This window comes from Nonomuraea sp. NPDC005692 (assembly GCF_040631115.1).
GTDB lineage: Bacteria > Actinomycetota > Actinomycetes > Streptosporangiales > Streptosporangiaceae > Nonomuraea.
On the sequence record NZ_JBEXYU010000007.1, the window covers coordinates 211,440 to 232,181 of the forward strand.

17 protein-coding genes are annotated in these 20,742 nt (G+C 71.6%); 5 read left to right on the top strand and 12 right to left on the bottom strand.

What is annotated here, in order from left to right:
• Position 1: 1 nt before the first annotated feature.
• From ABZ459_RS18160 to ABZ459_RS18170, 3 genes are all read left to right on the top strand, one after another.
• Positions 2-3,859 carry a CHAT domain-containing protein gene (locus ABZ459_RS18160; protein ID WP_357971398.1) on the top strand — a complete coding sequence of 1,286 codons (3,858 nt, stop codon included), beginning with the start codon at positions 2-4 and terminating at the stop codon, positions 3,857-3,859.
• A gap of 13 nt (positions 3,860-3,872) precedes the next feature.
• Positions 3,873-6,773 (top strand): AAA family ATPase, encoded by a 2,901-nt coding sequence (locus ABZ459_RS18165; RefSeq protein ID WP_357971399.1) that lies wholly within the window; start codon positions 3,873-3,875, stop codon positions 6,771-6,773.
• Between the two features lie 258 nt (positions 6,774-7,031).
• Positions 7,032-9,137, top strand: coding sequence for a prolyl oligopeptidase family serine peptidase (locus ABZ459_RS18170; RefSeq protein ID WP_357971400.1), 2,106 nt, complete (start codon positions 7,032-7,034; stop codon positions 9,135-9,137).
• Here the strand turns inward: ABZ459_RS18170 and ABZ459_RS18175 are convergent.
• The 4 genes from ABZ459_RS18175 to ABZ459_RS18190 form a co-directional block, all read right to left on the bottom strand.
• Complete coding sequence (locus ABZ459_RS18175; RefSeq protein ID WP_357971401.1) at positions 9,129-9,464, bottom strand: GNAT family N-acetyltransferase; 336 nt, start codon at positions 9,462-9,464, stop codon at positions 9,129-9,131. The two genes, ABZ459_RS18170 and ABZ459_RS18175, sit on opposite strands and share 9 nt — an antisense overlap.
• 312 nt (positions 9,465-9,776) lie before the next feature.
• Positions 9,777-10,541 carry an ABC transporter permease gene (locus tag ABZ459_RS18180; protein ID WP_357971402.1) on the bottom strand — a complete coding sequence of 255 codons (765 nt, stop codon included), beginning with the start codon at positions 10,539-10,541 and terminating at the stop codon, positions 9,777-9,779.
• Positions 10,538-12,094, bottom strand: a complete 1,557-nt coding sequence (locus ABZ459_RS18185; RefSeq protein ID WP_357971403.1) for an ABC transporter permease subunit — start codon at positions 12,092-12,094, stop codon at positions 10,538-10,540. The genes ABZ459_RS18180 and ABZ459_RS18185 overlap by 4 nt, the downstream gene beginning before the upstream one ends.
• Entirely contained in the window at positions 12,091-12,906 is an 816-nt protein-coding gene (locus tag ABZ459_RS18190; protein ID WP_357971404.1) for an ATP-binding cassette domain-containing protein, read from the bottom strand. Before ABZ459_RS18190 ends, ABZ459_RS18185 begins: the two co-directional genes overlap by 4 nt.
• A gap of 48 nt (positions 12,907-12,954) precedes the next feature.
• On the opposite strand from ABZ459_RS18190, the gene ABZ459_RS18195 reads away from it, so the two are divergent.
• Entirely contained in the window at positions 12,955-14,547 is a 1,593-nt protein-coding gene (locus tag ABZ459_RS18195; protein WP_357971405.1) for a recombinase family protein, read from the top strand.
• 69 nt (positions 14,548-14,616) lie between these two features.
• Here the strand turns inward: ABZ459_RS18195 and ABZ459_RS18200 are convergent, their stop codons facing one another.
• The 8 genes from ABZ459_RS18200 to ABZ459_RS18235 form a co-directional block, all read right to left on the bottom strand.
• Positions 14,617-14,754, bottom strand: a complete 138-nt coding sequence (locus ABZ459_RS18200; RefSeq protein WP_357971406.1) for a hypothetical protein — start codon at positions 14,752-14,754, stop codon at positions 14,617-14,619.
• Positions 14,755-15,040: 286 nt separating this feature from the next.
• A complete protein-coding gene (locus ABZ459_RS18205; protein ID WP_357971407.1) occupies positions 15,041-16,510 on the bottom strand; it encodes a replication initiator in 1,470 nt (489 codons plus the stop codon).
• Between the two features lie 110 nt (positions 16,511-16,620).
• Entirely contained in the window at positions 16,621-16,884 is a 264-nt protein-coding gene (locus ABZ459_RS18210; protein WP_357971408.1) for a hypothetical protein, read from the bottom strand.
• A 266-nt stretch (positions 16,885-17,150) separates the two neighbouring features.
• On the bottom strand, positions 17,151-17,555 hold the full coding sequence (locus ABZ459_RS18215) for a hypothetical protein (protein WP_357971409.1): 405 nt from the start codon (positions 17,553-17,555) through the stop codon (positions 17,151-17,153).
• 56 nt (positions 17,556-17,611) lie between these two features.
• Entirely contained in the window at positions 17,612-18,070 is a 459-nt protein-coding gene (locus ABZ459_RS18220) for a hypothetical protein (RefSeq protein ID WP_357971410.1), read from the bottom strand.
• 5 nt (positions 18,071-18,075) lie between these two features.
• On the bottom strand, positions 18,076-18,786 hold the full coding sequence (locus ABZ459_RS18225; protein WP_357971411.1) for an FtsK/SpoIIIE domain-containing protein: 711 nt from the start codon (positions 18,784-18,786) through the stop codon (positions 18,076-18,078).
• A gap of 2 nt (positions 18,787-18,788) precedes the next feature.
• Positions 18,789-19,538 carry a hypothetical protein gene (locus ABZ459_RS18230; protein WP_357971412.1) on the bottom strand — a complete coding sequence of 250 codons (750 nt, stop codon included), beginning with the start codon at positions 19,536-19,538 and terminating at the stop codon, positions 18,789-18,791.
• 5 nt (positions 19,539-19,543) lie between these two features.
• Positions 19,544-20,014 (bottom strand): hypothetical protein, encoded by a 471-nt coding sequence (locus ABZ459_RS18235; RefSeq protein ID WP_357971413.1) that lies wholly within the window; start codon positions 20,012-20,014, stop codon positions 19,544-19,546.
• 256 nt (positions 20,015-20,270) lie between these two features.
• On the opposite strand from ABZ459_RS18235, the gene ABZ459_RS18240 reads away from it, so the two are divergent.
• Positions 20,271-20,633 carry an STAS domain-containing protein gene (locus tag ABZ459_RS18240; protein WP_357971414.1) on the top strand — a complete coding sequence of 121 codons (363 nt, stop codon included), beginning with the start codon at positions 20,271-20,273 and terminating at the stop codon, positions 20,631-20,633.
• The last annotated feature ends 109 nt before the right edge of the window (positions 20,634-20,742 follow it).

Genomic DNA, 20,742 nt, shown 5'->3' on the forward strand with positions numbered 1-20,742 from the left:
GATGCTTCGACGCAGCCGAGCCGTCCGAGCCGCCCGGCACGCGGTGTGGGTCATCCGCGAGCACCCGTCGAGTCAGGACCTCCAGCAGCTCGACGAGGCGCTCGCGGCGCTCAGGGACGCCCTCGACCGGCTGCCCGACGACCATCCCGAACGGGCGGAGTGGCTGTCGGCGCTCGGCGACGGGCTGTCGATGCGGTTCGACCACATAGGACGGATCGAGGACATCGAGGACTCGCTCACCGCCCACCGCGACGTCGTGCGGCTGGCCGGGGGCGCCGACGCCGGGGCGGTGGCCCGGCTGAGCCGCGCCGCGGCGCTGCTGAACACCTACGACCTGCACCACCCGGACCACGGCATGGCGGCGGAGAACCGCGAAGTGCTGGCGGAGGCGGTCGCCCTGCTGCGTGAGCTGCGCGACGGCCCGGAGCTGGATCCCGAGCTGCGCGACTCGGCGATGGCCAACCTGGTCCTGGCGCTGGAGAGGCAGGCCGAGCTCGACCCGGAGCGGCTCAGGGAGTACCAGGACGAGACCCACGCGATCCTGAGCCGGCTGGTGGCCGAGACCGACCCCGGCCACACCTACTACCTGTCGCGGGTGGTCAAGCTGGCCATGCTGCTCGCGCGGCGACCGGACCTGCCCGGACGCAACCGGCGCCTGCGCGACCTGCTGGAGATCGTGCGGCGGCGCTTCCCCACGGCTGCGGAGCTGGAGCGGCGCAGCATCAGGGCGGGGCTCGGCTGGCTGCTCGACCACGGCATCGAGGTCTCGGAGCAGGTCTTCACGGCGGACCGGCTCATCCCCCACATCCGCGAGCAGCTGACGCTGCTGCCGCCCGAGCACGCCCTCCGGACCGCCCACCTGGTCGAGATCGCCTACCACGCCTCGATCATCGCGATGATGTCGGGCCGGCTCACGCTGCTCGACGAGGTCATCGCGGCCATGCGGGCGAGCCTGGCCGGCCTGCCCGCCGGGCACCCCGCGCACGGCGAGCTGCTGTCCGCGCTGGGCACCGCGATGGGACGCAGGATGCAGGCGACGGGCTCTGCCGCCGACCTCCAGGCGACCCAGGACCTGCTCCTGGCGGGCGTCGAGCGCCTGCCCGAGGGCGACCCGGAGCGCGGCCTGCACCTGGCCAACCTCGCCAACACCTACTTGATCGCGTACCGGATCACCGGGCGCGAGGAGCACCTGGAGGAGTGCCTGCGGCTGTGCCGGGAGGGGGTGGCGGCGACGCCGCCCGACCACGCCAACCGCGGCATGGCCCTGACCGGCCTCGGCAGCGCCCTGCACGCCGCCTTCGAGCGCCGGCATCGCGAGCAGGACATCGACGCCGCGATCAGGGCGCACTCCGAGGCGGTGCGGGCCACCCCCGACCATCACTACGACGCCGCGCTCTACCGGGCCAACCTGGGCGGCTCCCTGCTCGCCCGGTTCGAGGACCTCGGGGTGGAGAAGGACCTGGACGACGCGATCGAGGCGCTGCGCGAGTGCGTGCGGCTGACCCCGCGCGAGCACTCGCTGCGCGGCTCCTACCTGTCCAACCTCGGCAGCGCCCTGTTCCGCCGCTACGTCCAGTACGACGACACGGCGGCGCTGGAGGAGGCGCGGCTGATCCTGCGCGAGTCCGTCGCCTCCGTGCCGAAGGAGACGCCGGACAGCGGCCTGGCCAGCCGGAACCTGGCCAACGCGCTCATGGTCCACGACCAGGCGGCGGCGTCCGGGGACGCGGTCGAGCTGCTCCGCGCCGCCCTGGCCAGGCTCGGCCGGACGCACGTGAGCCGGGCGGGCATGATGGCCAGCCTGGGGATGGCGCTGGTCGCGCGGGCCGAGGCGTCACTGGTGACGGACGAGGAGCGGAAGGTCGCCCGCCTGCTCCTGCGGCTGGCGGGCGACGAGAGCCCGGCGCCGGCCGACGCCGACGCGCTGGCGCGGATGGTCCACGAGATGCGGGGCGGCCCCCAGCCGGCCCACGTGGCCGACGATCTCGACGAGGCCGTCGACATGTTGCGCGACGCGGTCGCCGCCGGGCCCGTCACGCACGCCGAGTATCCCCTGTGGCTCTCGATGCTCGGCCTCAGCCTGTCGCTGAGGGCCAAGGCCACCGGCGAGCCGGCCCCGTACGCCGAGACGGTGCGCCTGCTGCGCGAGACGCTGGACCTGATCTCCCCCGGGCAGCCGCTCAGGGCCAGCGTGCTCAACCAGCTGGCCCTGCTGCTCGACCGGTGGGCCGACGACGAGCCGGCCGACGCGCGGCGCCTGCGCGCGGAGGCGATCGAGGCGTTGCGCGAGAGCACGTCCGTCGAGGCGGCCCCGGCGACCACCCGCGCGGGCGCGGCCCGGTTCTGGGGGCGGCTCGCCGCGGGCCGGCAGGATTTCGCGCTGGCCGTGCAGGGGTTCGCGATCATGGTCCGGCTGCTGGAGGCGATGGCCTGGCGCGGCCTGAACCGCGGCGACCAGGAGCGGCTGCTGGCGGAGTTCCAGGGGGCGGCGAGCGACGCGGCCGCCTGCGCGCTGGAGACCGGCGACGCCCGCCTGGCCGTCGAGCTGCTGGAGCAGGGCCGGGGCGTGCTGCTGGCGCAGGCGCTCGACGCCCGGGCCGACCGGGACCGGCTGGCACGGGAGCTGCCCGAACTGGCCGGGCGCCTCGCGGAGGTCCATGCCGAGCTCGACGCCCGCTCCGCCGACATGGACCGCCGGCACCTCGCGGCCCGGCGGCGCGCCGCGCTGGTGGCGGAGATCCGCCGGCAGCCGGGGTTCGAGGACTTCCAGCGGTCGATGGACTTCGGGCGGCTGGCGGCGGCCGCCTCGGACGGCCCCGTGGTCGTGGTCAACGTCAGCCCCTACCGCTGCGACGCGCTCGTCGTCGAGGCCGGGGAGGTGACCGTCGTGCCGCTGCCCCGCCTGACGGCGGAGGCGGCCGAGGCCCAGGTGACCGGACTCACCGAGGCGATCGACGCGCTCGGCGGTGCGGCGGAGGAGTTCGAGGAACGGCTGACCGCCCGGCAGACCGTCCAGGACACCCTGCGCTGGACCTGGGACGCCATCACCGAGCCGGTGCTCGACCGGCTGCCCGGCGCGCGGCGGGTGTGGTGGTGCCCGACCGGGCCGGCGGTCTTCCTGCCGCTGCACGCCTCCGGCGACCACCGCACCCGGCACGACGCCCGGCCGAGCACGGTGATGGACCGCGTGGTGTCCTCCTACACGCCGACCGTGCGCGCGCTGGCCCACGTCCGCGCGCTGCCGCCGCCCGTCTCGCGGCCCGACGGCCGGCCGCTGGTCGTGTCCATGCCGGTGACGCCGGACGCGGCCGACCTGCCGGGCGCGGCCCGCGAGGAGGAGATCTTCCTCGGCTGCTTCCCCGGCGCCCGCCTGCTGCGCGGCGCGAGCGCCACCCGCGAGGCCGTGCTCACCGTGCTGCGGGCCAGCCCCTGGGCGCACTTCGCCTGCCACGGGGCGCAGGACACGGCCAGCCCGTTCCACGCCTGGCTGGTGCTCCAGGACGGGCCCCTGACGGTTCGTGACCTGGCCGCGCTCGACCTGTCCGACCACGCGCGGCTGGCGTTCCTGTCCGGCTGCGACACCTCGCGCGGCGACGAGCGGCTCTCCGACGAGGCGATCACGCTGTCGTCGGCCGTGCACCTGGCCGGGTACCGCCACGTGATCGGCGCGCAGTGGCAGCTGGAGGACGGCACGGCGCCCGACGTCGCGGCCCGCGTCTACCGGCGGCTGGGCGACGGGCAGGGCGGCCTGGACCCGTCCGGCACGGCTCGAGCGCTCCACGAGGCCGTGCTGGAGCTGCGCGAGCGGATGCCGTACGCGCCGCTCGTCTGGGCGTTGTTCACTCATACCGGACCCTGAGCGGGAGGCCCCTGTGAAGTTCCTGCGGTCGTTGGCGGTGCCCGCTCTCGCGTTCGCGTTCTACCTGCTGTTCAGCGGCGAATGGCGCAACGTGGGGACCTGGGTCGGCACGGCGGTCACCTGGCTGCTCGGCGTGCCGTGGGCGCTGGTCCTGGCGGTGAGCCTTCCGCTGATCTTCGTCGGGCTGGCGATCAGGATGCTGGCGGGCGGCCTGCAACAGCTCGCCGCCAACCAGCCCAAACAGGGGCAGACCCTCGGCCGGCCGGCGGAGAAACCGGACGAGCGCTTCGACCGGCTCGGCGGGCTCGACGAAGTGAAGGCACAGCTCGAACCGGTCGTGGCCTGGCTGCGCAAGCCGCACGGCAAGCTGGGCGCGGACGTGCCCCGCGCGGTCCTCGTCACCGGGCCGTCCGGATGCGGCAAGACCGTCCTCGCCCGGGCCGTCGCCGGTGAGGCGAACGTCCGCCTGTACGCCTACTCGGGCGCCGAGTTCCACGAGATCCTCATCGGCATGGGCTCCAGCCGGATGCGACAGGCCTTCCAGGAGGCGAGCAGGAGCGCCGGGAGCGGCAGCCCGGTCGTCGTCTTCATCGACCAGATCGACCTGATCGCCGTCGAGCGCAGCAGCGAGCCCGGCTCCGGCGTCGGCGGCGAGTCCGAGGCCCACCGCACGATGGCGCAGCTGATGACGGCCATGGACGACCTCGGCGCCAACGGCAGGGTCTACGTCATCGCGGCCACCAGCAGGCCCCGGGTGATCGACCGGGCGCTGTTCGCCGCGGCCCGCTTCGGCCTGCGCATCGACCTGGAGCCGCCGGACGAGGCACAGCGCGCCGACATCCTGCGGTTGCTGCTGGCCGAGCACGACCTCACCGCGGCGGTGGACCTCAAGGCCATCGCCGCGGGGGTCGCCGGGTTCACCGGCGCCGAGCTGCGGCAGCTCGTCCACTGGGCGGCCGCCGCCGCGAGCGCCCGCGCGGCCACGCGGCTGACGCTGGACGACTTCATCGACGCCAAGACGCGCATCCTGCCGCGCGTGGACCTGCGCGACCCGCCCGACATCGTGCGGCACCTGGACAGCAGGATCGAGGGCCAGCGCACCGCCAAGGAGCGGCTGGCCGTCGCGGTCGGCAACCACTACCTGCGGCTGACGATGGCCAACCGGTTCGAGGCGCCGCCGGTGGCCATCCGCAAGGCGAACGTGATGATGCTCGGCCCGACGGGCACCGGCAAGACGATGCTGGTCGAGACCATCGCCCGCCTCCTCGACGTGCCGTTCGTCATCACCAACGCGACCGTGCTGAGCAGCACCGGCTACGGCGGGACGACGGTGGAGAAGATGCTCTACCGGCTGCTGATCGCCAGCTCCTTCAACCTGCGCCGGGCGGAGTACGGCATCGTCTGCGTCGACGAGTTCGACAAGCTCGCCCTCGGGCACGGCGAGCGCAGCAGAGCCTCCAGCGGGGCCGTGCAGCAGGAGCTGCTCAAGCTCGTCGAGGGGTCGGTGGTGGACGTGCCCAAGGGCGGCTCGGAGCTGTCGGCCAATCTCGACTTCTACCAGTTCGACACCAAGAACGTGCTCTTCGTGTGCCTCGGCGCCTTCAACGGACTCGCCGAGCACGTGGCCCGCAGGCTCAGCCTGCCCGAGAACGCCCTGGGCGACCGGGCCGCGCTCATGGACCACATCCTGCCCGAGGACGTCATCGAGTACGGATTCCTGCCCGAGCTGGTCGGCCGCTTCCCGGTGATCACCGCCACGCTCCCCCTCGGCCACGCCGAGCTGGTCAAGATCCTGCAGAACGAGCACAACGGCCTCACCCACGAGTACGCCGAACTGCTGGCCCTCCAGGGCAGGAAGGGCACGGTCTTCACCCAGGACGGCGTCGAGCGCGTCGCCGAGGAGGCGCTCCTGCGCGGCGTCGGGGCGCGCGGGCTGCGCGGCGTCCTGGAGAACGCGCTGGCCGCCACGATGTTCGAGCGGCCCGAGCCCGGCGCGCCGCCGCTGATCGTCGACGCGGCGCTGGTGGGCAGGGGGCTGAACACCGCCGCCCTGGTCTCCCCGTCCGCCGGCGGCCGCCCGCTGACGCCGCACCAGGTGGCGAGGAAGCTCGGCGACCTGCTGCCGGGGGCCGTCCGCGCCAGGGAGACCCTGGCGGTGGTCAGCAGCAGGCACTACGGCTCTCCCGGCGGCGACGCCGCCCGCCAGTGCGTCGTCCTGGTCGACCCGCGCACCGGCCAGCGCACCGCCCTGGTCAGGGCGCTGGCCGAGGTCTGGGACGTGCCATGGGCGGTGCTGGACGGGGCCGCGCTGACCGCGGGCGACGCGGAGGCGGTCAACGAAGGCGGCGGGCAGCCGTGGTGGGTGACGGAGATCGTCGAGGAGCTGGTCTCCCGCTCCTCGGGCCGGCCGGCGGCGATCCACCGGGGCGTCGTGCTGGTGGACGGCGTCGACGTCCTGCTCGGCGGGCACTCAGGGCGGGCGCTGACGGGCGTGGTCAGGCCCCTCGTCGAAGGACGTCCCCTGCCCGGCGGCTTCCCCACCGACCGGCTGCTGGTCGTGCTCGCAGGCGCCTTCCCGCCGCCCGGGGAGGACGACGGCCGTGCCGACGCCGCCGAGGTGGCCGAGGAGGTCACGGCGCACTACCCGATGCCCGCCTGGCTCGCCGACCGCGCGGTGCTCGCGGTCACCGATCTGACGCACGACCATGAGGGGCTGCTCGACTTCATCCGCCGCCAGGACCACGAGATCCGCCGCAAGTACCAGCCCATCCTCGACTCGCGGCACCAGGTCGTCCCGATGAGCGCCGAGCTGCACGAGGACCTGGCCCGCCGCGCCGAGCGGGAGGGCTGGCGGCTGGCCGACATCCCCGCCCACCTGGAGAGCGCCCTGCTGCGCAACCTCGGGGAGCCGTAGCCCGCCCACCGCGCCCCCGACTGTCGGCCGAGCAGGGGCCCGGACGTGCTTGAGTCGCCTCAAGCTCTTCAGGCAGTCGTCCCGACGGGATCGGCCAGTAACGGCCCACCTGCTGCCACTCGGCCTGCGGCACAGGCCAGGCCAGGGCGGATGTGGCCGCGTCGTCGACTCGCATGGCCGAGCGCGACGGCACGGCGGCGATCTCGGTCGCCCTCACCAGCTCATCCGGCTTCGCGAGCGTCGCCTATGATCATGCGGATGACCGACATCAGCGGGCCCCCGGTCGCCCGAGTGGACGTGGTGCGCGACGTTCACCACGGCATCACGCTCGACGATGCCTACCGGTGGATGGAGGCGGACGGCGAGGAGTTCCACCGCTGGCTCGACGGCCAGGCAGGACATGCCCGCGAGCAACTGGACACCCTGCCCCGCCGGGAGGAGCTGCTGACCCGGATCCGCGAGCTGGGCGGCGCGCTCCCGCAGTACTCGCACTTCACGCCGGCGGGCGACAGGATCTTCTACCTGGCGCGCGAACCAGGCGCCGGCGTACTCGTGCTGATGGTGCGTGAGCCCGAGGGAGCGAGCAGGGTCCTGTTCGACCCGGACACCGTGCCCGGCACGGCGCACCACGCCATCGCCTGGTACGTGCCCTCTCCCGACGGCCGCCACGTCGCCTGCGCCGTCTTCCCGTCCGGGTCGGAGGAGAGCACGATCCAGGTCATTGACGTCGGCTCTGGCGCCGTCCTGGAGACGATCCCGCCCACGACGCGCTTCGCCTTCCTGAGCTGGCTGGAGGACGGCCGGTCGTTCGTCTACCACCGCTTCGCGGCTCCTCCGGCGGGCGCTCCGCCCGAGGAGCGCCGTCTGGACAGCCGATCCTTCCTGCATCGGCTGGGCACCGACCCGGCGCGGGACGAGGTCGTGCTGGCGCGCGGGCTCAACCCCCACGTCGAGCTGACCCCGCAGGATCGGCCCTTCCTTGTGGTGCCGCCGCGCGGTGAGTGGATGCTGGCGATCGTCTCCCGCGGCGCACTCGGCCCCTGGACCAGCGAGCAGTTGAGTGACTGCTCGCTGTACGTGGCGCCACGAGCCGGGCTCGCCGATCCGGCCACCTGCCCGTGGCGGAAGGCAGCGGACGTGGCGGACGGTGTGACCGCCTTCGCCACCAGCCACGACACCCTCTATCTGGTCTCCCACCGGGACGCGCCCCGCTCCCACGTGCTCGCCGTTCCGTTTGCCGTACCGGATCTGTCCCGAGCCCGGGTGGTCGTGCCCGCGGGTGAGCGCGTGGTCGAGGCGGTGCGCGTCGTCGGCGACCGGCTGCTGGTGCGCGATCTCGACGGTGGCGTCCATCGGGTACGGCATGCGCCCCTGTCCGGCGGCGAGCCCGCCGACCTCCCAATGCCGGTGGAAGGCGCCATCTGGGAGTTGACCACCCACCCGGAACGGCCCGAGGCCCTGCTGCTGGCGACCGGTTGGACAGACGCGCCGCGGCTCTACCGCTACGACGGCGAAACCCTCCAGGACACCGGCCTGGCGCCCCGCTCACCGGTCGACTTCGGCGACGTGCACGCCCGCACCCTGCACGTGCCCGCGAGGGACGGCACACCGATCCCGCTCACCGTCATCCACCACAAGGACGTGGTGCTGGACGGCGACAACCCGGTCCTGCTCACCGGCTACGGCTCCCATGGCATGTCCGAGCTGCCGGAGTTCCGTCCGGAGATGCTCGCCTGGTACGAGCGTGGCGGCGTCTACGCCGTGGCGCACCTGCGCGGTGGCGGCGCCTATGGCCGGGAGTGGCACGAGGCCGGGCGTGGCCTGCGCAAGGAGGCCACCATCACGGACTTCATCGACTGCGCCGAGCACCTCATCGCCCTGGGCTACACCCGGCAGGGACGGCTGGCGGGCGAGGGCGTCAGCGCCGGCGGCATCCCCACTGGCGGCGCGCTGGTGCGTCGGCCGGAACTGTGGGCCGCCATGGTGATGCAGGTGCCGACGGTCAACGCCACACGGACCGAGTTCAGCGAGAACGGGCCGATCCACGTGCCGGAGTTCGGCAGCGTCACCACCGAGGAGGGCCTGCGCGGTCTGCTGATCGCCGATGCCTACCTGCGGGTCGAGGACGGCGTCCCGTACCCGGCGGTGCTGCTGACCACCGGACGTCGCGACGCGCGGGTGCCGCCGTGGCAGCCGGCGAAGCTGGCCGCCCGCCTGCAGGCGGCCAGCGCCTCCGGCCGGCCGGTGCTGCTGCGTGTCGAGGAGCACGGCGGTCACGGCGCCGGCTCGACCCGAGAGCAGGAACATGCCCTGCTCGCCGATGTGCTGGCCTTCCTGTTGCACGCCTTCGAGGCGTCACGATGAGTACGACTGAGCAGTGGGCCCTTCGTCATGTCGCGGCGGGCGCAGATCCAGGATCATGTCGAACGACTGTGCGCCGTCACTTCCGGTGAAGGAGCCGACCAGCTGGAAGCCGTGCTTCTCGTAGTAGCGAACGGCGCGTGGGTTGTCGACGAGAACGCCGCCGAACAAAATGATTCTCGTCCTGCCGAAATGCCGTGCGATGTCCGCGATGAGCGGGAAGATCTGCGTTCCCACCCCCCTCCCCTGGTGGTCGTCGGCCAGAGTGGCTGCCGGACGGCACGTCCTCAAGCACCAGTCTGAGTTTGTCGTAGCGCGCGATCGCGTCACACAGCTGCCGGGCAGCCTCGAGGTCGTACCCGTCGAAGGTGCTCAGTCGCCGCGATTCGGCCGACAGCCCCTCCAGGAAGGCTGCAAGACGCTCCGCGTCAGTGTGCATCAGCGGTCGGAAGACGACCTCCGAACCGTCCTTCAGGTTCAGGCGACGCGTCAGGACGAGCGGGTCTTCGGCGACCGCCGCCAGTGTGAGCACTTCAGCAATCCCTCTTCCTCGAACCTTGGTGGCGTGAACCTACTGGTCACCGACCTTCGCCGGCAACGCACCGGCGAGTGCTGCCGTACCGGCGGTGATCCGACTGACGGCTATGCGTCGCGCATCCGTAGGAGCAGCCCGCCGCCCAGGAGCGCCGCGGTGGCCCATGCGGCGAGTACGCTCAGGCCGGCCCATGGGCTGAGGGGGAGGCCGGCGAGATTGGTGGTGGCCTGGACGGCGAGCCCGGCGTTCATCGGGGAGATCTGCCAGAGAAGCCGCTGCCAGTCATCGTCGGCGATCATGAGGATGAGGGCGGGGAAGAGATAGAGCAGGCCGAGCACGACCCCGATGGCGGTGGCGGAGTCCCGAACGGCGGTGGCGACCCCCAGGCTGAACAGGGCGATCAGCGCCAGGTAGAGGACCGAGCCGACGGCGGCGCGCAGCATGGGACCGCTGGTGAGGAGGAGCATGTCGGCGGGGAATCCGTTGTCGAGCAGAACAGGCCGCGCGGCCAGCGCGGAGGCGAGCACGGCGACGCTCCCGGCGATCAGGGTCAAGCCGGTCAGAACGATCGCCTTCGCGGCTAGGACGCCGGTCCGGCGCGGCATGGCGGTCAGGGTGAGGCTGATCATGCCGGTGCCGTATTCGCCGGTGATCGCCGGCACGGCCAGGATGGCGACGACCGCCTGGCTCACCTGGACCCCGAACAGGCCGATCTTGGCGGGGTCGTAGCCGCAGCCTTCCGCGGCACAGGACACGACGGCGCAGGCCGCGACGCTGACGGCGACGGTCAGCACCACGATCGCGAGCAGCAGCCAGCCGGTGCCGGCCAGGGTACGGAGTTTCGTCCACTCCGCATGCAGGTGCTCTCTCATGCGTCCCTCCTGCGGAGTCGAAGGACGGCCGAGCCGAGGGCGAGCGCGGTATAGCCGGCCAGCACGGCCAGGCCGGCCCACGGCGGCAGCGGGTGGAACCCGGCGATGGGCGCGTAGTGGCCGAGCACGTGCGCGTACTGCGGGACGCTCTGCTGGATGGCGAAGCCGGCCGCCGGGGTGAGGCGCAGCAGCCATTGCGCCGCGCTGTCGGGCAGGACCGAGGTGGTGGCGAGGACGTGCGGGACCACGATCACCGCGATGGCGGTGATGACCGCCGCGACGCTGCGCCGCAGCAGCGCGCCGAGGGCGAGGGCGAGCACGGCGGCCAGCGCGAACAGCGCCGCCATGCCGACCACGATGCGCACCTGGGTGAGCGGGGACACCGGGAGGACGGCGTTGCCGTTGTCGCGCAGGATCCGCCCGCCGACCGTGAACGTGATCGCGGTGGCAGGCAGGGCGGCGGCGAAGGTGACCAGGCCGAGCGCCAGCGCCTTGGCCGCCAGCGTCCGGCCCCGGCGCGGGCCGGCCAGCAGGGTCGTCCGGATCAGGCCGTGCCGGTACTCGGCGGTGATGAACATGACCGCCACCACGATCACGAGAATCAGGCCGGTCAGCGCGCTGCTGAGGGGACGTTCGGGGGGCGCGCCCTCGATGGTCGGCGCGATGTCGCCGACGCCGGTGACGGAGAAGGTACCGCCGGACCGGCCGGCGCGGCCCGGGTGGTGCTCGGCCCCGTCGGGCGCGATGGTGACGCCGATGTCGTCGTTGTGCCACGAGCCGGGCGTGTTGCCCTGCAGCTCGACCTGGTCGAACTCGCCGGTGGCTTCGGTGAAGCGGGCCGCCGCGACGGACCCGCCGAGATCCCCCTGCGTGACCGTCAGATCCCCTGGGGAGGTTGCGAACAGCCCGACCTGTACGGTCTGCGGTAGTCCGGCCAGGGTTGCGGTGCCGATCTGGGTCCAGTTCGTGCCGTCGGCGGACTCGTACCCGGTGACGGTGTCGCCGGCGCGGGTCAGCCGCAGCCGGCGCGGCGATTCCCGGGAGACGCCGCCCGGCCGGCCGGCCGTGTCGTGGGTGAAGTTGTGCTGCATCCGCACGCCGTGCGCGCCGGTCATCATCACCGCCGCGTAGGCGGAGCCCTGCTCGGTGCTCTCCTTGATCATGACGCCGGCCTTCGCCCACGGCACCAGGCCGGGAACCACGTTGCGCTGCCCCGGGCTGACGTCGGGCTTACGGATCTGGCCGGTCATGGAGGTGAGGCGGACGGTGATGCTGCCGTCCCCGGCCAGCGGCCGGTGCACGAAGTAGAACTTGTCGTCCACCGCTTCGCCGCCCGGACCCACCAGCGACGGCGGGCAGGCGACCTCGACCGGACCGGAGTTGCAGGAGGCGTGGCTGCTGGCGGCCGACAGCAGCCCGAGCAGCACGGTGACCAGCGCCGCCGCGGTCATGGCGACCACCCAGCCGCGTACCGTCCTGAATTTGATCCACTCGGAGCGCAGCAGACGCCCGAAGCCCCCGCGCCCGGCGGGGCGTTGAGAGCGAGTGCTCATCGAGCCGTCCCCCGGTATTCGACCGCATCGGCGGTGAGGTCCATGTATGCCTGCTCCAGCGTCACCCGGTGCGCCGCCACCTCGGAGAACCGCACCCCGCCCGCGTTGAGTACCGCCACGATGTGCTCCGGCGGCAGCCCTGAGACGGCGATCGTGTCGCGATCGGTCACGGCCATCGTGGCGCCGGCCTGGCCCAGCACCGACATCGCCGCCGCGCGCGCCGTCGTACGCAGGGTGACCCGGCCGCGGGAGGCGGTCGTGATGAGATCGGCCACGCTGGTGTCGGCGATGACGCGGCCCTTGCCCACCACCACGAGATGGTCGGCGGTGTCCTCCAGTTCGCTCATCAGATGGCTGGACACCAGCACGGCCCGCCCCTCACCGGCCAGCGACCGCAGGAAGCCGCGCATCCACACGATGCCCTCGGGATCCAGGCCGTTGACCGGCTCGTCCAGCATGAGCACCGGCGGGTCCCCGAGCAGCGCGGCCGCGATGCCGAGCCGCTGGCGCATGCCCAGCGAGAAGCCGCCCGCCCTGCGCCGGGCGGCGGACTGCATCCCCACCTGCTGGAGCACCTCCTCGACCCGCCTGCCGTCCAGGCCCTGGGAGTGGGCCAGCCACAGCAGGTGGTTGCGCGCGGTGCGGCTCGGCTGCAGCGCCCCGGCGTCCAGCAGCGCGCCGACGTGGGTGAGCGGGTTGCGCAGGCTGGTGTACGGCCGTCCGCCGATCAGCGCGTGGCCCTCATCGGCCGCGTCCAGGCCGAGGATCACCCGCATCGTGGTGGACTTCCCGACTACGGGTTTGGGGCACATAATCGAAGTAGAACCACCGAAAACGGGCACAGCGAAGGGACGGGAACCATGGGCAAGCTCGGTACGGCAGCAGGACGCACGGCCAGCGGCGCGGCTGAGGGGCAGGCCCGTTGGCTGGTGGACTACACCCGTAAGAGCCTGGACAAGGCCAAGACCGGTGCCGGAGTGGGCAGCCAGCACGACGAGAACCAGGACCTTGCCGACGAGTTCGACTTGGGCGAGATCCAGCACACCTACAGCGACAACGACGTGTCGGCCTACCAGGACGTAGAGCGCCCCGACTACCGGCGCATGCTGGCCGACATGCAGGCGGACAGAATCGCCGTGATCATCATCTGGCACGCCAAGCGACTGCACCGCAAGGTCGAGGAAGTGGTGGAGTTCATCAAGATCGCGCGAGCCCACAAGGTCCGGTTGTTCAGCGTGGCGCGCGGTGGTGAGTACAACCTGAACAAGCCCCAGGGCCGCCGGGACCTGATCAACGACACCAACGAAGGCGAGTACGAGTCCGGCGAGCGTGGCGAGCGTGTGGCGTTGGCCCGCAAGCGCCAGGCCCGCAACGGCGACTACGGCGGGGGCGTGCGCCCGTTCGGTTGGGGAGTGGACACCGGCCGCGTACGGTCGGTGTGCATCAACCCCAAGGCCCCCACGCTGGAGCGCGTCTATGAGGACCGCCCCGTTCTGGACATGACCCAGCACAACCCGGAGGAAGCCGCAGAAATCCACAGGTGGGCCAAGGACATCCTTGCAGGAGTCCCGGTAGACCAGATCATCGCCGACCTGAACAAGCGCGGCGTCAAGACCGTCAGCCAGAGCGACGGCCGGACAGTCAAACGCAAGGGCAAGGTCATCGAGCAGAGCCGATGGAACTCCCGCACCATCAAGCAGATCTTGACCCACCCCCGCACCGCAGGCCACGCCGTCTACAACGGCGAGATCATCCGCAGGGACGCCTACGAGCCGATCATTGCCGAGGACACGCGCCAAGCGATCATCGCCCTGTACGCCGACCCGACCCGCAAGACGAGCCCGGGGAACACGCCCAAGTGGCTTACGTCCGTGATCGCCGAGTGCGACCGCTGCGACGACGGCACCGTCTGCACGGTGCGCAACAACTCCCAGGGCGTACCGGTCTACCGGTGCCGCACCAAGGGCCATTGCATGGCGGTGGCGGCGGAGGTAGACGCCCGCGTGGAGCGCGTAGTGGTCAAGCGTCTGTCCCGCGACGACATCCGGGATCTTCTCCCGGCGCACGTGGAGGCTGACGTGCCCGCGTTGCGCGAGGAGATCGTCACGCTGACTCAGGCCAAAAAGGACGCCGCCCGTAAGGTCGCGCTCGGCAAGTGGGACGAGGAGACCGGGGACGCGGCGATCGCCGCCGCCATGAGCCGGATCGAGGAGATTCGCGAGACCTTGCGCCAGGCCACCACCAACAGCCCGTTGGCCGAGTTCATCACCACCGACGACGCGCAACGCACATGGGATGGCCTGTCGTTGGGACGCAAGCGCGAGATCATCCAACTGTTGGTCACGGTCCGGTTGGTCCCTGTCGATCGCCGCCGCAACGTGCCGATCGCCCAGTGTGTGATCACCACGCCGAAGAAGCCGACCCCGCCCGCGCCGACCGCGTTGGCCGCCTGATCCACCCGGGTTGCGCCCCCGCCGGGCACGCTTGCCGGACCGGGGGCGCATCGCTGTCACGGGCACCGCCTACACCAGCAGCAGCAGCGCGAGGCGTTCGCGCTGGCTTTCGGTCAACGGTGGCCAGTCCCGGACCATGGCCGCGATCTCGTCATCCTCACTGATCGCGGCTAACTCCTGATCATCTCGCCTGTCTGTCGTGTCCATCCCTGCCGCCTCACCCCGAGCGGGCAGCGCCGCAGCGCCCCCACGGCCGAGCCTGGCGAGCCCATGCCGAAGGAGCGGACGACCGCCCGCATGATCGTTTCAAGGTGCTGTCTGGCAGTGGCCGGGCAGCCCACCCACCCGCCCACGGTGCAGGTTGAGCACCATAGATCGAGCACAGGCAGGCAGCCGGGGAAGAAGGGCCAACCCCAACAGCTTTATCGTGCCTTCGGCGCGTTTTCCCAGGTCGCAGCCTCGCCGCAAGTGCCGGCGGATGCGCCCGCGACCTTCACGCCGTAAGCCCCAGGCGTTGCGCCTCGCGTGCCTGACGATGTTCCCGCCCGAGTACTTCGGCCAGCACCCGATCCCCGAGTGTCCGGTAGCCGATCCCGGCGATACGCCAGTCACCCACCACCACGCACTGTGCGTCGTCCCGCTCATGCGCCCACGGGTCGCGCTCACGAGCCCGCGCCTGACGCCAGGCCCGCCGCTCCTCGCGCAGCGCCGCGAACGTGGTGGAGTAGCGGCGGCTCTTGGACGTCACGTGCCCCCGAAAGCCGAGTGTGTGGATGTGTCGGGCAAGGCGCAGGGTCCGGCAGGTGGCCAGCCGTGCCAGCCTGCGAACCGCGTCGGTCAGCGCCGCCACGTGCGCCGGGATGGCGCGTGCCCCCGCCATGTCGGGGTCGTCGCCCCGTGGCCGGGACGCCGGGAGACCGCTCACGGAGTCGGAGACGGTCTTGGTCGCGTACTTGGCCAGGTACCCCGCCACCCGTGCCCCGTCCACCGCACTCGCCCGGACCGGCCGCACATCCAGTTGATTGCCCCACCGAGCCATGGCAGCCGTCCGGCTGTCCACCACCGGGAGTGGCACGCTCGCCCGCGCCCCGGCCTGCTTGAGCGCCGCCGTCAGCAGTTCCACCCCGGCCCACGCCGGAGCGGGCACCAGCGCGTCAGGGTCATCAGGGTTGACGCCATCCAGACGGGCCAGGACGTGAAGGTGCACCACGCCCCGCTTCTGAAACTCCGTGACCTTGACGTAGCTCAGCCGTAGCAGATCCCGGATCTGGCGGACGCCGACCGGCCGACCGCCGAGCGCCGGAGCCAGCGCGGCCAGCGCCCGGTAGACGTAGATGACCGTGCGCCGCCACAGCTCCCCAACGTGGGCGTTCCACAGCACCAGCCCGGCCAGGTCCGCGCAGTCGGTGCACAGTGGAGCGCCCACCATGCCATCCCCAGGAGTGTGCCGTGCCGGGCACCCGAGCGGCCTGCCGTGCTCGCAAACCCGCGTGCCCCGGCCCCCGTCACGTCGGCCAGTCCGAGCCGCCCGGCAGACTCCGCCATCACGGGCCGCGTGCACCCGGCCGAAGCTCGGAGCGGTGAAGGTGGCCAGCACCAGCGGGCTCCCGGCCGCATCGCTGTCAGGGGCGGGCAGCGCCCGCGACACGCCACCGGCGAACACGTGCCAGGCATCGGAGCGGTAGCGGGCCGCGCACGGCGGACACACGCTCTCGCGGCGATCCTTGCACGCCACCAGCAGCACCCCGCCCGGCTCTGCGGAGCTGGAGTAGGACGCTTCCACCTCACCCGTTGCCGCGTTCACCGTCGTTGCCGACCCGGCCAGTTGCACCGGCCGCACGCAGTACCCGGCCCGGTCCACTTGCCCCATCCAGCGCCGGTATTGGTCGTCATCGGCCACCCGGGCAAGGATCTGCCCCAAGACCGTTTGTGTTCTCAACATCTGATCACTCCGCATCCACATGTGTGTCCGGGAACGCAAAGAGGCGGGTCCCCACGGCCCGCCTCTTTGGTCATGTGCGCAGATCCCCCGACCGGTGCCCGGAGCCTCACCGCCGCCCCGGCCGCTCCCGGCTACTGCGCGCGTCGCTGCTCAGGCACCGTCAGCGGGTTCCATCGGGTCTGCACCACCCGCGCCAGGGCTTCCAGGTCGGCCGGACCGTCCACCGTCGTCGCGCCCAGCCCCCCGCGCTTCCACGGGGTATGCGCGAACGTCTTGAGGGTGTGTTCCAGCTCCGCCCGGCCCGCGCCGAACATCCACGCCACGAACCTCTGAGCCGCGTACTCATCGCTGATCTCTACCGGTGCGAGTTCTTCCCCCAGGATCCAGATCTTCACCGTGCTACGTCCTCTCCCGTTGTGATCTCTCGCCCGTCGGCCCCTCGCCCGGCCCCTGCGTCCCCACTCAGGTTTTCCGGCCCCCGTCGTGCGCTTCCCCTACTTGTCTGTTGAGTGATCAGACAGTGGTGGTACGACGCATCCGGCCGGACGGTTCAATCCGGGACGCCTATATTCGAACTACATTTCCGCAGGTAGGAGCTCTTTCCGGAAAGCCGCCCGACCGGTGATCGCATCGGGCGGCCCTCCCTGGCACCGGACGCGGGCTAGATCACCCGCACGCAGGTCGCCGGAACGTAGCCGTACGGGCTACCGGTTACGGTCAGCCGCCCCGAGCGCACCTGATACCAGCTCTGCCCCCGTAACCCGCACTTGGACGGGTAGGAGTTGGAGCCGTTGCCCGCCACGACACCGCACGTCGTCAGGACGGTGCCACGCGCAACGGTCCGGACGACCAGGCCGTTGACGAACGGGAAGTCGCGGATGGCGATCTTGTCCCCGGTCACCTGGACCTGACGGCACGCCCCCGCGCCGTTGGCCGTCCGGCTCACGGCCTGCGTGGTGGTCTGCGTCGCGCTCTGCGTCTGGGCACTCGCCGGAGTGGTCAGCGCGAAACCCATGGTCAGAGCGGCGAGGACTGAGCCGGCGAACAGGGTGGAGGGTCGGAACATGGTCGTTCTCCTGTCTGTGATGAATGAAGCCGTGGGAGTCGAAGCAGGGGCGGGGGTCAGGAGGCGAAGTACTCCGCCGTCTCCCGCGTGGACAGGTAACAGGTGATGACCGTGGCGATGGCCAGCGCCACCACGGTCCCGATGTTCGGGCCTGTGAACAGGGACAGCGCCCCGCTTCCGAGCATGAGGATTTCCACCGTTAGCGCCGTGCGCCGGACCCAGCGGCGACCCGCGCTGAGCTTGGCCGCCAGCACCCCGATCAGGATGTAGAAGGCGAAGGTGACCCCGGCCCAGACGAGCACCGCGCCCGGGATCGGACCGTACGCGCCCGCCATCGGCAGGAGGAACGCCAGGGCCAGGATGCCGATGCAGCACTGGACCCCCATCCAGTTGGCCGCGAGCTGGACCGAGCGCGGCGGGCTCCCCGCAAGGCGCGGCGCGGTGCGCGTGGCAGTGCCGCGCGAGTCGGTGGTGTTCGGGTTGGGGGTGTACGTGTCAGTGGTGTGAGTGGTCATCGGACTTACCTCCATGCGTGCGTTGTGGCCCGCAGCTCCGCCGCGTAGGCCGCCAGGTCTGACAGTTGCGTGTCACTGATGTAGAAGCCCTTCAGCCGGACCGGCCCCGCCGCGTCCGACAGCAGGTAGCCGACCCCGGCCGCGCCCAGGTCGATGGTCGAGGCGTCCACGCCCCGAGCCGCCCAGCCCGACCCCAGAACCGTGTCGGAGGCGTCCTTGGTCGTGCAGCGCAGCGCCCACCGGGTGTCGAACAGATCCCGGACGTAGGTCGGAACCACGTCACTGCCGGGCTTTTGCGTCGCGGCCAGCACCCGCACCGCCGCAGCGCGCCCCCGCGCGCCGAGGTCGTGCAGCGCCAGCAAGAACCGTTCTCGCTTCTTCTTGTCCGGGTACAGCGTGAACGTCGCCAGCTCATCGATCACCACGGCCAGCAGCCCGTAGCCCATCGATCGGACGATCTTCCGTGCCCCGCACGCGCCCAGGAAGGTGTAGCGCTCATCCATGCGCTTGACCGCCCACTCCAGGCCCTCGGTGGCACTGTCGATGTCGGAACGGATGCCGCCGTGAGCCACCTTCTCCCACGCGGCCAGCTCCACGCCCTGCTTGCCGTCGATGAATACGCCTTCCGTTTCCGGGTCGATCATCAGGCCAGCGATCAGCGCATGCAGCGCCACCGACTTGCCCGACTCGGGTGCGCCGCCCAGCAGCACATGCACGCTCACCGGACCGGCCCGCCGATCTCAGCCCCGGCCCCGGCCCCGATCGTCTCCGGTGCGCCCTCACTCAGCAGCGACACCACCACCAGATCCCCGGTCTCCGAGACGCCCACCGGCATCGGGTCCCACGCCGAGGCGACCCACCCCGCATCGGGGGCGTCCACCCACGGCCAGGCCAGCACCCCGAACCCGTCCAGCGGATCACGCCGGATCACCTCCACCGTCGCGTAACGGGCGTTGACCTCATCGCCGAGCACCAGCACGGCCGAGGCTTCCAGCGAGGAGGCCAGCCACGGCGTACGCTCCTCCACGTCGCACACCGCGCTCCCCTTGGGCAGCCGCACCCGCAGCCGTTCACCGGCCGCCGTCCGCACCGCGTGCATGACGCGCGGGACCCGGTCGTTATGCGTGGCCAGCCCGGCGAAGCGGGCAGCCCGGTCCCAGCGGCGGATCACCCGCGACCGCCACAGCAGGCCGGTGAGCCAGCCGCGAACCCCGGGCACCCCGCCGACCAGCGAGGCCAGGCACACCCACACGCCCAGCGCGCCGGGCCAGTCCCACGCCAGCCAGCCACCGCCGACCATGCCCCCCGCGCCCAGGCTGAGCCCGATCTCACGCCGGACCAGCCACGCCGGCCGCAGCACGTAGACGGTCAGCCGGGACTCCGGGGTGCTCTGCGCCCGGATGGGCACGGCGGGCATCTCGATCGCCGGGGGCAGACCCGAGGCCCGGCCCGGAACCTGCGGACCCATCACCATCACGCCACGCCCCCGGATTCAGCCGGAGCGGCCCCGTGCGCGCCACCGTGCCGGGACGCCACCGGGTTACGCCCACGCGTGGCTCCCGCCCCCTCGCCGGTGCCCCCGGCCGTCGAAGCAGCCCCCGAAGCAGCCACCGACGGCGCGGCCACGTGGTGAGCCGTGACCGGACCGGTGACCATCGGGACCACGGCGTTGGCCGACCACCACCTGACCTCGCCGTCCTTGGCCATGCCGTAGGCGAGCCCTTCCACCCGGACCGGCATGCCCGGCGTCAAGTGATGCTGCTCCCCGGGCAGGTTGAACTTGACTTTGGTCGAGTCGGTTCCGTCCATCGCCAGCAGCGTCACCACCATGACCGGCTGACCGTCGTCGGTCACCTTCGCCTTCTTAGTGGCGAAGTCGCGCGCGGGCATCGGGGGCGAGGTGACCGTGAACGCCAGTTGCGTCGTGTCGATCGGGAATCGCATCCCACTACCTCCCATCGTTGCGGATGTCCCTGTGACACCCACCATGGCAAGCAGTACTCGAACACGCGTTCGAACAGTTCGAACACATGCGTTCTCGGCATACCGGCGAACACCCCGGCCGTAGCCGTGCTAGAATGCGCCCGCGTGAGCCCCGCGCCACGCGCTGCGGATCATTGGCATGGTCTAGGCGAGTTCGGGCATGATGGGTTACCCGCCGCTCGGCACGGCCATTTCGGAGTGCTCACATGAGGTTGCGATGACCCCGCTCACACTGACCCATCAGCGCCTCCACGGGGTTGCCCTGATCACAGCAACCGGCGAGCTGGACAGCACCAATCGAACGTACTTCGAGGCGTACCTAGCCGAGGTCGGCAGTCAGCTCCCTTACGTCATGGTGCTTGACCTATCGCAACTGACATTCATGGACAGTTCCGGCCTAGGCGCGATCATCATTGCGACACAGGCGCAGCGCGCACGCGGGGGCGATCTCTGGCTCGCCGCCGTTCGCCCCACCCCGCGCTATTTGATCACCCGCACCGGCCTTGAGCCCTACCTGAAGGTTCACGCCACGGTGGACGACGCCTTGACCGCCGCCCGGAGTCACCCCGCAGACTCCTGATCTCCCGCCGCACGCATCGGACTGTGTGATGAGTTTCCCTACTAGATCAAGCCCGCCCGGCCTACGGCCGGACGGCACCACTCCCGCGGGAATGATCTTGAACGGTGAT